General features: G+C 39.3%; 20 protein-coding genes. All 20 read right to left on the bottom strand.

What is annotated here, in order from left to right; genetic code table 11:
• Window positions 1-17: 17 nt before the first annotated feature.
• Window positions 18-815 carry an energy-coupling factor transporter transmembrane component T family protein gene (locus tag IGI63_RS10600; protein WP_002373841.1) on the bottom strand — a complete coding sequence of 266 codons (798 nt, stop codon included), beginning with the start codon at window positions 813-815 and terminating at the stop codon, window positions 18-20.
• Window positions 812-1,681 (bottom strand): energy-coupling factor ABC transporter ATP-binding protein, encoded by an 870-nt coding sequence (locus tag IGI63_RS10595; protein WP_002381364.1) that lies wholly within the window; start codon window positions 1,679-1,681, stop codon window positions 812-814. Before IGI63_RS10595 ends, IGI63_RS10600 begins: the two co-directional genes overlap by 4 nt.
• Complete coding sequence (locus IGI63_RS10590) at window positions 1,657-2,496, bottom strand: energy-coupling factor ABC transporter ATP-binding protein (RefSeq protein WP_429975782.1); 840 nt, start codon at window positions 2,494-2,496, stop codon at window positions 1,657-1,659. Before IGI63_RS10590 ends, IGI63_RS10595 begins: the two co-directional genes overlap by 25 nt.
• Before the next feature lie 201 nt (window positions 2,497-2,697).
• Complete coding sequence (locus IGI63_RS10585) at window positions 2,698-3,873, bottom strand: M20 family metallopeptidase (RefSeq protein ID WP_429975781.1); 1,176 nt, start codon at window positions 3,871-3,873, stop codon at window positions 2,698-2,700.
• A 15-nt stretch (window positions 3,874-3,888) separates the two neighbouring features.
• Entirely contained in the window at window positions 3,889-5,088 is a 1,200-nt protein-coding gene (locus tag IGI63_RS10580) for a hypothetical protein (protein ID WP_429975780.1), read from the bottom strand.
• A 16-nt stretch (window positions 5,089-5,104) separates the two neighbouring features.
• On the bottom strand, window positions 5,105-5,317 hold the full coding sequence (locus tag IGI63_RS10575) for a hypothetical protein (RefSeq protein WP_002387511.1): 213 nt from the start codon (window positions 5,315-5,317) through the stop codon (window positions 5,105-5,107).
• A 45-nt stretch (window positions 5,318-5,362) separates the two neighbouring features.
• Window positions 5,363-5,746, bottom strand: a complete 384-nt coding sequence (rplQ, locus tag IGI63_RS10570) for a 50S ribosomal protein L17 (RefSeq protein ID WP_002356228.1) — start codon at window positions 5,744-5,746, stop codon at window positions 5,363-5,365.
• Window positions 5,747-5,819: 73 nt separating this feature from the next.
• A complete protein-coding gene (locus IGI63_RS10565) occupies window positions 5,820-6,758 on the bottom strand; it encodes a DNA-directed RNA polymerase subunit alpha (protein WP_002356227.1) in 939 nt (312 codons plus the stop codon).
• Window positions 6,759-6,838: 80 nt separating this feature from the next.
• The gene (rpsK, locus tag IGI63_RS10560) at window positions 6,839-7,228 is read right to left on the bottom strand and encodes a 30S ribosomal protein S11 (RefSeq protein WP_002356226.1); all 390 of its coding nucleotides are present in this window, start codon (window positions 7,226-7,228) and stop codon (window positions 6,839-6,841) included.
• Between the two features lie 27 nt (window positions 7,229-7,255).
• On the bottom strand, window positions 7,256-7,621 hold the full coding sequence (gene rpsM, locus IGI63_RS10555) for a 30S ribosomal protein S13 (RefSeq protein ID WP_002356225.1): 366 nt from the start codon (window positions 7,619-7,621) through the stop codon (window positions 7,256-7,258).
• A 19-nt stretch (window positions 7,622-7,640) separates the two neighbouring features.
• Window positions 7,641-7,757: a 50S ribosomal protein L36 gene (gene rpmJ / locus IGI63_RS10550; RefSeq protein ID WP_002288710.1), complete on the bottom strand. Its 117-nt coding sequence runs from the start codon at window positions 7,755-7,757 to the stop codon at window positions 7,641-7,643.
• Window positions 7,758-7,789: 32 nt separating this feature from the next.
• On the bottom strand, window positions 7,790-8,008 hold the full coding sequence (gene infA, locus IGI63_RS10545) for a translation initiation factor IF-1 (RefSeq protein WP_002356224.1): 219 nt from the start codon (window positions 8,006-8,008) through the stop codon (window positions 7,790-7,792).
• A gap of 210 nt (window positions 8,009-8,218) precedes the next feature.
• On the bottom strand, window positions 8,219-8,869 hold the full coding sequence (locus IGI63_RS10540; protein WP_002356223.1) for an adenylate kinase: 651 nt from the start codon (window positions 8,867-8,869) through the stop codon (window positions 8,219-8,221).
• 86 nt (window positions 8,870-8,955) lie between these two features.
• Window positions 8,956-10,254 carry a preprotein translocase subunit SecY gene (gene secY, locus IGI63_RS10535; RefSeq protein ID WP_002359350.1) on the bottom strand — a complete coding sequence of 433 codons (1,299 nt, stop codon included), beginning with the start codon at window positions 10,252-10,254 and terminating at the stop codon, window positions 8,956-8,958.
• Complete coding sequence (gene rplO, locus IGI63_RS10530) at window positions 10,255-10,695, bottom strand: 50S ribosomal protein L15 (RefSeq protein WP_002356221.1); 441 nt, start codon at window positions 10,693-10,695, stop codon at window positions 10,255-10,257.
• 47 nt (window positions 10,696-10,742) lie between these two features.
• A complete protein-coding gene (gene rpmD / locus IGI63_RS10525) occupies window positions 10,743-10,922 on the bottom strand; it encodes a 50S ribosomal protein L30 (RefSeq protein ID WP_002356220.1) in 180 nt (59 codons plus the stop codon).
• 14 nt (window positions 10,923-10,936) lie between these two features.
• Entirely contained in the window at window positions 10,937-11,437 is a 501-nt protein-coding gene (rpsE, locus tag IGI63_RS10520) for a 30S ribosomal protein S5 (RefSeq protein WP_002356219.1), read from the bottom strand.
• A gap of 20 nt (window positions 11,438-11,457) precedes the next feature.
• Window positions 11,458-11,814 (bottom strand): 50S ribosomal protein L18, encoded by a 357-nt coding sequence (rplR, locus tag IGI63_RS10515; protein WP_002356218.1) that lies wholly within the window; start codon window positions 11,812-11,814, stop codon window positions 11,458-11,460.
• Between the two features lie 160 nt (window positions 11,815-11,974).
• Complete coding sequence (rplF, locus tag IGI63_RS10510) at window positions 11,975-12,511, bottom strand: 50S ribosomal protein L6 (RefSeq protein WP_002356217.1); 537 nt, start codon at window positions 12,509-12,511, stop codon at window positions 11,975-11,977.
• Window positions 12,512-12,542: 31 nt separating this feature from the next.
• Window positions 12,543-12,941 carry a 30S ribosomal protein S8 gene (rpsH, locus tag IGI63_RS10505; RefSeq protein ID WP_002356215.1) on the bottom strand — a complete coding sequence of 133 codons (399 nt, stop codon included), beginning with the start codon at window positions 12,939-12,941 and terminating at the stop codon, window positions 12,543-12,545.
• Window positions 12,942-12,971 lie beyond the last annotated feature (30 nt).

Below are 12,971 nucleotides of genomic sequence, written 5' to 3'. Positions count from 1 at the left end.
ATTTTTCTTCACCTTTTCTAAGTTCTTAATACAAATAAGCCAATGGTTAACAAGACAAAGCCAAACATTACTATTGTATCTCGTAGGTGCCAATGAAGAATGCGGTATTTTGTCCGTCCTTCGCCACCTTGATAACCTCTTGCTTCCATAGCAGTCGCTAAGTCTTCCGCACGATTAAAACTACTTACAAAAAGCGGAATCAAAAGTGGAACAATAGCTTTCATTTTTTGAAGTAAGTTTCCTTCACCAAAATCAACACCACGGGCACGTTGGGCATTCATAATCTTTTCCGTTTCATCCATTAATGTTGGGACAAAACGTAAGGCAATTGATAACATCAATGAAACTTCATGAACTGGAAATTTCACCACACGAAGTGGGCGTAACAAATATTCAATCGCATCTGATAACTCTAATGGTGCCGTCGTTAAAGTTAATAACGTTGACATGAAAATAATTAAAACAAAACGACAGAAAATAAACAGCCCATTCGTCACACCAAACTGGGTAATGGAAATAATTCCCCACTGAAAGTACACTTCGCCCCCTTGTGTAAACAAGGTTTGAAGAGCCACAGTAAACAGAATTAGCCATAATAATGGCCGAACACCGCGGATAAAGAAGCGGGCGCTGATTTTTGATAATGAAATAGCAAAAGCAGTAAAGGCTGCTATTAAAACATAACTCTGCCAATTATTTGCTAAAAAGATAATCCCAATAAAATAAAAACTAGCTAATAATTTTGCGCGCGGATCTAAACGATGGATAAAAGAATCACCTGGAATATAGCGCCCAAAAATCAATTTATTCATCATTTTGCCTCACCTGCTTCCTGCATTTTTTTCAGAAGCTGATCGGCTAATTGATCGGCCGTTAATGGTAATTGCTCAAAAGAAAAGCCTTTTGCCACTAATTTTTCAGCAAATTCGGCTGCAGTTGGCACGCCTAATTGTTTTTCTTTCAGCCATTGTGTCTCTTGAAACACTTCTTGTGGTGCTCCCGCTCGGACGATTTGTCCTTTTTCTAAAACAATCACATGATCTGCGTAATTAGCCACATCATCCATCAAATGTGTCACTAAAACGATGGTCATATTATGTTCCTTATGCAGACGACTAAACATCTCCATCATTTCTTTACGACCCTTAGGATCCAAACCAGCAGTCGGTTCGTCTAATACTAAAACTTCTGGTTCCATCGCTAGCACACCAGCAATTGCGACACGGCGCATTTGACCACCTGATAACTCAAACGGAGAATGTTGTAAGTATTTTTCATCTAAGCCGACTAAATCAAGCATTTTCTTAGCTAATTTTTTCGCTTCTTCGTCTGAAACACCAAAGTTTTTCGGTCCGAAAGCGATGTCTCGCTCTACTGTTTCTTCAAACAATTGTGCTTCTGGAAATTGAAAAACGATCCCAACTTTTTTACGAATTGGTTTTAAATTCTTATTATCAGTTTCTGGCGTAATCACACGCTCTCCAATTGTCACTTGGCCTTTAGTTGGTTTCACCAAAGCATTCAAATGTTGTAATAACGTTGATTTGCCACTGCCAGTATGACCGACAATCGCTGTATAAGAGCCGTCTTGAATCGTTAAATTAATATCGAATAATGCCCGTTGCTCAAAAGGAGTATTGGGTTGGTAAGTAAAATCTACTTGTTTAAAACGGATGTCCATAACCAATCCACCATCCCTTCTTCTGTTAAATAATTCGTTGGCACAACAACGCCACGCTCTTTCAAAGCTACTTTTAATTTTTCAGGAAACGGTAAATCCAAGCCCATTTCAACAAGCGCTTCTCCTGCAGAAAAAATCTTTTCTGGTGTTCCTTCGTTTGTCAATTGTCCTTGGCGCATCACTAAAATACGATTCGCATTAGCCGCTTCATCAATATCGTGGGTAATAGAAATAACTGTTAAATTGCTTTCTTCTTTAATCTTTTGAATGGTAGCAATTACTTCTGCACGACCTTCTGGATCTAACATACTTGTCGCTTCGTCTAAAATAATAATATCTGGTCGCAAAGCAACCACACCAGCGATAGCTACTCGTTGTTTTTGGCCGCCAGATAGCCGAGCAGGTTCTCGCTTGGCAAAATCTAACATACGAACCCGTTCTAATGCATCGTGAACACGTTCGACCATTTCATCACGCGAAATACCTTGATTTTCTAAACCAAAAGCCACATCGTCTTCGACTGTTGAACCGACAAATTGGTTATCTGGATTTTGAAAAACCATTCCTACCATACGCCGGATATCCCAGACGTTTGCTTCATTTAATTCTTTGCCGCCAACTTTGATAGTCCCAGCAGCTGGCAGTAACAGCCCATTGATCGTTTTGGCTAACGTTGATTTACCAGAACCATTATGGCCAATAATAGCGACCCATTCGCCTTGTTGAATGGAAAAAGACACATCTTTTAAAGCGGGAGAAGCATCTTCTGGTTGATAATTAAATTGGATATTATTTAGTTCAATGATTGGTTGCATCGCGTACTCCCTCAATCTATTTATTCTTTCTAACACTACCAAAAAAGTAGCGTTTTTTCAATCATCTGTTCTGATTCTTCACACTATTTTTTATTATACCAAAAGAACGGTCATTATGGGAGCTCTTATCTGTCTTGACAGGTCTATTTTTCATAAAAATAACTTCTTGTTCTCATAAAACAAGAAGTTACTGATTTTCTTTTAAAAATGTGTCTTCAAATATTCAAACGCATATTGGGCATATAACTCAGCACCCATTGCCATCGCATCTTCATCAATATTAAAACGACCATGGTGATGTGCCCATTCCGTATCTTTCTCTGGATTACCACTTCCCACTAAGGCAAAACAACCAGAAGCATGTTCAGTATAATAACTGAAGTCTTCACCACCGGTTGTCGGCTCTTCTTGTCTTAAGGCCGCTTCACCAAAATTTTCCTTAATTAGTGTTTGGGCAAACAAGGCATCCTGCTCATCATTAATCACTGGCAACGTTCCATATTGATAATCTAACGAAGCCGTCCCACCGTAAATAGCGGCTGTTTGTTCCGCATAGCGTTGCAGCGCCTGTTCTACTCGATTACGCGTTGCTACACTAAAGCAACGAACCGTTCCTTCTAAACGTGCATTCTCAGCAATCACATTAAAACGGGTCCCCACATCCATCCGTCCAATCGTGACAACTACTGGATCTAAAGGATCTGTCTCTCGAGAAACAATCGTTTGCAGACTCATCACGAAAGAAGAAGCTATGACTGCCGCATCAATACAAGCGTTTGGCATGGCACCATGGCCACCACGGCCTTTAAAATCAACAGAAAAAATATCTGCGGATGCGAAACTTGAGCCCACTCGACACGAAGCGGTTCCTACAGGCATTTGTGACCAGATATGTAAGCCAAATACATCATCAACACCGGTCATTGCGCCTTGCGCAATCATTGCTTTAGCACCTTGCGCATTTTCTTCAGATGGTTGAAAAATTAATCTTACTGTTCCCTGAAGTTCTTCCTGGATTTCTTTTAATACTTTAGCCGCTGTTACTAACATCGCGGTATGGGAATCATGCCCACATGCATGCATCTTGCCAGCTTCTAAAGATTTATAAGCTAAATCTTCATTTAATTCCTGTACAGGTAAGGCATCCATATCAGCCCGCAGCGCAACCACTCGGCCTGGTTTGCCGCCCACAATTTCAGCAATTAAACCCGTCGGTTCTGTTTTGCGATAAGTAATTCCTAATTGATCAAGAACTGCCGCGACTTTTTCTGTCGTTCGAAATTCTTCAAATTGTAATTCTGGATGTTGGTGTAAATCCCGTCGAAAAGCAATCATTTCTTGTGAATGCTGCTTGACTAGTGCTTTGATTTTTTTCATACTTACGCCCCGTTTCTACAAACTTAATAAAATACTTGAAAAAATACCCGCTAAAATAACCGAAACAATAGTGACTGTTACGAAACCTGCCACTAACATCGGTGGCATTAAATGGCTCGTTAAAGCCGCCTGTTCTTGTTCATCTTCTGTCAATGATTGAATCACTTCATTAGTAATAATATAATCGGCTGGAAAGCCATATAAAGCTGTCAATGAAACTGCGAATGCCATCTCTTTACTCACACCTAATACACGACCAACAATTGCTGAAAAGATGTACATCCCGATAACACCAATCACAATAATCCCAATCATTGGTAAAAATAAATCCATCAACATTTCAGGTGTGGCTTGTTTTAAGCCATCAAAGACAAAAAGCATTAACCCTAAAATCGCAAAACCAAAGCTATTTGCTTTCTGCAATGGTTGCTTTTCTAAAAAGCCTAAAGACGTTGCAATCACGCCAAAACATAAACACAGCACAAAAGGACTAATCGTCACAAACGGTGCCGTCCACACAGAAACATAATAAGCGAGTGTGGCAACTAAGGCTAAACGTAAAATTCGTGAATAATCTGTATGATATCGTTTGGGTACTTTTTCAAATAGTTTAGGCACATCTGGTTCTGCTCCTGTTTCTTGCCCCTCTTGTTCATGAACCGGCTGCCATATCCCTGCTCGATATTCTTGAAGCTTCCTCTTTCCTTCTTTTTTTAGAACAATTGAAGTTAAGGGATAACCAGCAAACCCTTGAATGACATAAATTAAAATTGCCAAAACTGAAAGTGAGGCTAAACCAGCTGATTGAGCCGCTTCTGACATTACTAATGAAGAAACTAAACCTCCTACTAACGGCGGGATTGCAACTAAAACTGTTTTTAAGTCAAAAACAAAAGTCCCTACAGCTAATAACAAGGCAATAATGCCCAGAATACCTGACAAAGCAATCACAATCGTTTTCCATTGATTAACCAATTCTTTAATAGAGAGCAGAGTGCCCATATTAGTAATCAACAGATACATTAATAAAGTGGCAACCACTGTAGGAATCCCTGCCACTTCCACAATATTTTGTGGAAAAATAGTCCAATAACCAAGAATAAATAAAACACCACAAACAAAAACAGATGGAATCCAAGCTTTTGTTTTGATAGAAACTACATCACCAATGTATAAAATAACCATCAGCAACGAAAAAGCAAACATTTGCGACATATAATTCCCCCTTCTACTAACTCAGATGTTTAATTATCTGAAAATTCCAATTAATAATCAGTATAACAAACCGGAAAAGCTTCTGCAATGCTTTTAAGAAACAAAAAAGCTTTGAGAAAACAGCGTTTTCCCAAAGCAAAAAAAAATCACCTTTATATGATGAGTGCTCCCCTGCTAAAGCCATCTTTAGCAGGGAAAGCAGAGCTAGACTCGGAGTCGCCTCCAACATCATAACACTCTAAAAGAAACATCTATAAAGTGATCGGTTTATTAATTATTTAACAAATTCGATAACTACCATTGGTGCTGCATCGCCGCGTCTTGGTTCTGTCTTCAAGATACGAGTGTAACCACCTTGGCGTTCCGCGAAACGAGGTCCTAAATCGTTAAATAGCTTTTGTAAAGCTGATTCAACAACGATAGACTCATCTTCTTCACGAACACTAGCAACTTCATTACGAACGAAAGTAGCTGCTTGACGACGTGCATGAAGATCTCCACGTTTACCTAAAGTAATCATTTTTTCTACAGTTGAACGTACTTCTTTCGCACGAGCTTCAGTAGTTACGATGCGTTCGTTGATGATTAAATCAGTTGTAATATCACGTAGCATAGCTTTACGTTGGCTTGATGTGCGTCCTAATTTACGGTAACTCACGTTGGGTTCCCTCCTTCGTTTCTGTTCTCACGAGCCACTGCTGTTAAGCAGGACTGGAAACTTCGTAAAAGTCTTAATCGTCCTTACGTAATCCTAATCCTAGATCATGCAATTTAAGTTTTACTTCTTCAAGAGATTTACGACCTAAATTACGTACTTTGATCATTTCTGGTTCAGATTTGTTTGTAAGTTCTTGTACAGTATTAATGCCTGCACGTTTTAAACAGTTATATGAACGAACTGATAAATCAAGTTCTTCAATCGTCATTTCTAGCATTTTCTCTTTTTGAGTTTCTTCTTTTTCCACCATGATTTCAGCGTTTTTCGCTTCGTCAGTAAGGTTTACAAAGATATCTAAATGCTCAGTCATGATTTTCGCAGCTAAACTTAGTGCTTCTTGAGGAATGATTGAACCATCTGTCCATATTTCCATTGTTAATTTGTCGAAATCATCACGACGACCAACACGTGTATTTTCTACTTGGTAGTTAACACGACGAACGGGTGTGTAGATGGAATCAACTGGAAGTACACCGATTGGCATATCTTCTTTTTTGTTTTCGTCTGCTTGAACATAGCCACGACCAGGTTTCACTGTTAAGCGAGCATGGAAAGTAGCTCCTTCAGCAACACTACAGATAACTAAATCTTTATTTAGGATCTCAACATCACTGTCCACGATAATATCGCCGGCAGTCACGGTAGCGGGTCCTGTAATATCGATCTCAAGGGTTTTCTCTTCTTCAGCATATAATTTCAATGCTAAGCCTTTAATATTCAAAATAATTTGTGTTACGTCTTCTCGTACACCTGGAATGGTTGAGAATTCGTGTAAAACACCATCGATTTGAATATTCGTAATTGCAGCTCCTGGTAAAGAAGACAATAAAATACGACGTAGAGAGTTACCTAAAGTAGTTCCGTAACCGCGTTCTAATGGTTCAACGACGAACTTACCATAATCTCTATTTTCATCAATTTTTTCGATTCTTGGTTTTTCAAATTCAATCATTCTTATCTATACCCCTTTCAAAACGAAAAGTGTCTTGTTCAATGACGTTCCTAATTCAAACTCAGAATGAGTGGCGCTCATTAAACACGACGGCGTTTTGGAGGGCGGCATCCATTATGAGGAACTGGAGTCACGTCACGAATTGCAGTCACTTCTAAACCTGTTGCTTGTAATGAACGAATTGCTGCTTCACGTCCAGAACCAGGTCCTTTAACTGTTACGTCTACAGTTTTAAGTCCATGTTCCATTGCCACTTTAGTTGCGGCTTCTGCAGCCATTTGAGCGGCAAAAGGAGTTGATTTTTTGCTTCCTTTAAAGCCTAATGATCCTGCTGATGACCATGCTAATGCATTACCATGTGTATCAGTAATCATTACGATTGTATTGTTGAATGTAGAATGGATATGTGCTACACCTGATTCTATATTCTTTTTGACACGGCGTTTACGACTAACTTTTTTTGCTGCCATGAAGTTCTAACCTCCTTCACTTAGGAATTATTTTTTCTTGCCTGCTACTGTTTTAGTAGGGCCTTTACGAGTACGTGCATTATTTTTCGTGTTTTGTCCACGAGTTGGTAATCCACGACGGTGACGGATTCCACGGTATGAACCGATTTCCATCAAGCGTTTGATGTTTAAGTTCACTTCACGACGAAGATCCCCTTCAACTTTTAACTTATCAATTTCCGCACGAATCGCATCTGTTTGTTCGTTTGTTAAATCACGTACACGAACATCTTCAGATACGCCAACGTTTGCTAAAACTTTTTTAGCTGTAGTGTTACCAATACCATAAATGTAAGTAAGAGAAACTACTACACGTTTGTCACGAGGGATGTCTACTCCTGCAATACGAGCCATTATTCGTTACACCTCCTAATTATCCTTGACGTTGTTTATGTTTTGGATTTGCTGGGCAAATAACCATAACACGTCCTTTACGGCGAATTACTTTACAATGTTCACACATTGGTTTTACTGATGGTCTTACTTTCATGATAATACCTCCTGTGGTTTTACGGAGTACAATTATTTAAAGCGATAAGTAATACGGCCACGCGTTAAATCATACGGTGATAATTCAACTGTTACTTTGTCACCAGGTAAGATACGGATGTAGTGCATACGGATTTTACCTGAAACAGTAGCAAGAACTTGGTGTCCATTTTCTAGTTCGACTTTAAACATTGCATTCGGCAAAGTTTCGACGACTGTACCTTCGACTTCAATCATATCTTCTTTTGCCACGCACAGTACCTCCTTGTACTTGTTTCGCGTTTTCACACGATAAAACGGCGGAAACTCCAGCTCCCACCTAGAAATTCTCAACTAACTTCGTTATTCATTTTGATGTCACAAAACTGTAGAAGTCGGACTGATATATTCTACCATATTTAGTTATGTTTTGGCAAGAGAAACTGAATACAACAACAGGGTTAAACTGCGGGCAATTGGAAATTAGTTTTCGTCAATGATTTTTTTCACATCAGAAAAAACAGTATCGATTTCGCGATTGCCATCGATTGTATGCATCAAGCCTTGTTCTTTATAGAAAGCTAAGATTGGTGCGCTACTTTCAATGTTGACTGCCAAACGATTTTTAACCGTTTCGGGCTTATCATCTTCTCTTTGGTAGAATTCATGTCCGCCACAGCGATCACAAGTGCCTTCAACTTTTGGCGGGTTGAATAATTTATGATACGTTGCGCCACATGTGCGACAGATGAATCGTCCAGCTAAACGCTCGATTAATACATCTTCTTCTACATGGATGTCAATGACAGCATCAATTTTTTTGTTTAATTCTTTAAGCATTGTATCTAATGCTTTTGCTTGATCCAGTGTACGTGGGAAACCATCTAATAGGAATCCTTTGTCTGTGTCTGGTTCAGCAAGGCGTTCTTTAACAATTCCGTTTGTTACTTCGTCAGGAACCAGTTCCCCTTTATCGATATAAGATTTCGCTTCTAGGCCCAAGGCAGTTTCATTTTTCATTGCTGCACGGAACATATCTCCAGTAGAAATATGTGGAATGCCATACGTATCAATGATTTTTTCTGCTTGGGTGCCTTTACCTGCTCCAGGTAATCCCATTAAAATGAGGTTCATATATTCTCCTCCTAATTTTAAAGACCGGCTTATGAAGCTAGCCATATGTGAGAATGGTGCTGAGGTAAAACCTCAACACTCGATTCTTACTTATTGATAAAGCCGACATATTGACGTTTCATCATTAATCCTTCTAATTGTTTCGTTGTTTCTAATGCAACCCCGATAACGATTAGTAAACTTGTTCCACCTAAACCGATTGATTGAGGTAAGTTCCAAACCATTTGCGCAATGATTGGAAGTAAAGCAACAAGTCCTAGGAAAATTGAGCCGACAACACTTAATCTCATTAACACGCCAGATACATATTCTTCTGTACCTTTACCTGGTCGCACGCTTGGAATGTAGCTTCCTTGTTTTTGTAAGTTTTCCGCTAATTTCTCAGGGTTTACTTGAACAAATGCATAGAAGAACGTAAACGCAACGATTAGGACAGTATAGATGATTGCCCCTGGAACTGTGTTATAACTGAAGATTTTTGTCATAATGTCATACCAATTTTCACCAGCGAATTTTGATGAGAAAGCTTGTAAAATGGCATTTGGTGTTGCAATTAACGAGCTGGCAAAGATAACTGGAATAACCCCAGCAGCATTTACTTTTAACGGTAAATAACTACTTGTTGGTGCACCAGAAACACGTTTTGTATATTGAATTGGAATCTTACGTTCTGCTTGTTGGAAGAACGTTACGACTGTAACAATCACCAAAATAGCAATAACTAAGATTGCAATGAAAATAACAGATTGCCAAATACGAGAAGACTCGATATTGACGAAGTAATCTTCATAGATTTCTTTGACTGCTCCTGGCAAACGAGAAATAATCCCGGCAAAGATAATCATTGAAACACCATTTCCGATTCCTTTTTCTGTAATTTGTTCACCCATCCAAGTCACAAACATCGTCCCAGCAGTTAAAATAACTGCAATCATCACAAAGGTACCTAAGGTTGGATTGTTTACAATCCCAGTTTGACTTAAGCTATTAAAACCAGCAGTGATCCCCATTGACTGAGCCACACCCAAGACAATCGTTAGATATCTTGTAGCTTGATTTAATTTCTTACGCCCAACTTCCCCTTGTTTTGACCATTCTACAAATCTAGGTACAATATCCATTTGCAATAGTTGAATAATAATAGAGGCTGTAATGTATGGCGAAACCCCCATCGAGAAGATAGAGAAGTTTTGCATGGCACTACCACTCACCATATTCAACATATTCAAAAAGGGTAAGCTACTTAAATCAGACAATCCCTTTGCATTCACCCCGGGCACAGTAATGTGCGCACCTAGGCGAAATACAAACAAGATTAAAACTGTAAATAAGATTTTTGATCTAATGTCTTTGACTTTAAAGGCGTTCTTTAATAGCTTGAACAATTAGATCACCTCGATTGAACCACCAGCAGCTTCGATAGCTTCTTGTGCTGATTTCGAGAATTTAGCTGCTTTCACAGTTAATTTTTTCGTTAACTCACCATCTGCAAGAACTTTGATTCCCGCTTTTTCGTTTTTAACGATTCCTGCTTCTTTTAGGACAACAGGAGTTACTTCTGTTCCATCTTCAAAACGGTTTAAAGTATCTAAGTTCACAACAGCGTAATCTTTACGATTAATGTTTGTAAACCCACGTTTTGGTAAACGACGGAATAATGGAGTTTGACCCCCTTCAAATCCTAAACGAACACCACCGCCTGAACGGGCTTTTTGCCCTTTTTGTCCACGGCCAGCTGTTTTACCATTACCAGATGAAGTACCACGTCCAACACGGTTACGTACTTGGCGTGAGCCCTCAGCAGGTTTTAATTCATGAAGTTTCATAGGTTTGGCACCTCCTTAAGCAATCTTCTATTACAAATCTATAAATCTTAAACTTCTTCTACGTCCACTAAATGTGAGATAGTGTTAACCATACCTTTGATTGCTTCATTGGCAGGTTTTGTAACAGTACTATTCACTTTACCTAAACCTAACGCTTTAACTGTAGCACGTTGGTTTTGAGGACGTCCGATAACACTGCGTTTTAAAGTAATTTTTAATTCAGCCATTATTTTTGTCCTCCTTAACCGATAATTTCTTCTACAGATTTACCGCGAAGTGCTGCCACTTCTTCGGCACGTTTTAATTGTTTTAGACCTTCAACAGTTGCGCGAACAACGTTAATAGGTGTGTTTGAACCTAGTGATTTAGATGTAATATCTGCTACACCAGCTAATTCCAATACGGCACGAACTGGTCCACCAGCAGCTACCCCAGAACCTTCTACTGCAGGTTTCATAAGGATACGGCCGCCACCGAATACGCCAATTACTTCGTGCGGGATAGTAGAACCAACCATAGGCACTTCAACTAAGTTTTTCTTCGCGTCTTCGATTGCTTTACGGATAGCTTCAGGTACTTCTTGTGCTTTACCAGTACCGAAACCAACGTGTCCGTTTTTGTCACCGACAACAACTAAAGCTGCGAAACGTAAACGACGTCCACCTTTAACAACTTTTGTTACACGGTTGATCGCTACAACGCGGTCTTCTAATTCCAAATGTTTTGGATCAATATAAACCATGAATGGTGTTCCTCCTTCTCCTAAAATTCTAGTCCATTTTCACGAGCAGCTTCAGCTAAAGCTTGCACGCGGCCATGGTAAAGGTATCCACCACGGTCGAAGACTACTTTTTTGATGCCTTTTTCAGCGGCACGTTCAGCAACTAGTTTACCAACAGCTGCAGCTGTTTCTGTTTTTGTTCCACCTGAAATTTCTTTATCCAAGGCAGAGGCACTTGCTAGCGTCACACCCGCTACGTCATCAATGACTTGCGCGTAGATGTTTTTGTTAGAACGGAAAATGTTCAAGCGTGGGCACTCAGCAGTACCAGAGATTTTGTTACGTACACGACGATGTCTCTTTTGACGTGTTTTGTTTTTATCTGGTTTTGTAATCACAATTTTCACCTCTTTGATTTAATGTTTACTACTAATATTTCAAGCAGTCAGCAGATTACGGAAAAGAGAAGCTGGCAGACAAGACAAAAGCATTTTATTGGAAAAATCCCATAAAATGACAGTTGCTTGTTGTTGACTTCTGTTTTCTACACAGCTGTTATTATTTACCAGTTTTACCTTCTTTACGGCGTACAAATTCACCAACATAGCGAATCCCTTTGCCTTTATAAGGTTCTGGAGGACGAACGCCACGGATGTTAGCAGCTAATTCACCAACAACTTCTTTGTTGATGCCTTTAACGATAACTTGTGTGTTCGCAGGTACTTCAAATGTTACGCCTTCTGGTGCTGTCATTTCGACAGGATGAGAATAACCAACGTTTAAAGTTAATTTGTTGCCTTGTACTTGGGCACGGTATCCGACCCCGATAAGTTCAAGTGCTTTTTGGAAACCTTCAGAAACACCAACAACCATGTTGTTGAAGTTTGCACGAGTTGTTCCGTGGATTGTTTTCATTTCTTTTGAATCGTTTGGACGAGTGAATGTCACTTCGTTTCCTTCGATGTTCATTTTGATATCAGAAGAAAATTCGCGTGTTAATTCACCTTTAGGTCCTTTAACTGTAATGTTGTTTCCGTCTTGCTTGATTTCAACACCAGCAGGAAGAACAACAACTTTATTACCAATACGGCTCACTTAGAGACACCTCCTTGTGTATTTTTTAGAATTACCATACGTAGGCGATTACTTCGCCGCCGATATTTTTCGCTCTAGCTTCTTTGTCAGTAATTACACCCTCTGATGTAGAGATGATTGCAATTCCTAGACCGTTTAATACTTTTGGTACTTCGTCAGCTTTTACGTATGCACGTAAACCTGGTTTAGAAATACGTTTTAAGTTTGTGATAACACGTTCTTCGTTTTTACCATATTTTAGGAAAACACGGATTACGCCTTGTTTGTCATCTTCGATGTATTCTACGTCGCGGATAAATCCTTCACGTTTCAGGATTTCTGCGATATCACGTTTGATTTTTGAAGCAGGTACTTCTAAAGTTTCATGTTTAACCATGTTCGCATTACGAATGCGAGTTAGAAAATCTGCAATTGGATCTGTCATGACCATTGAACTATTTACCTCCTTTATGCGAGTTTA

This window comes from Enterococcus sp. DIV0086, assembly GCF_050498705.1.
GTDB lineage: Bacteria > Bacillota > Bacilli > Lactobacillales > Enterococcaceae > Enterococcus > Enterococcus faecalis.
The sequence above is the reverse complement of the archived record's forward strand: the minus strand, read 5'-3'. Positions and strand labels throughout refer to the sequence as shown.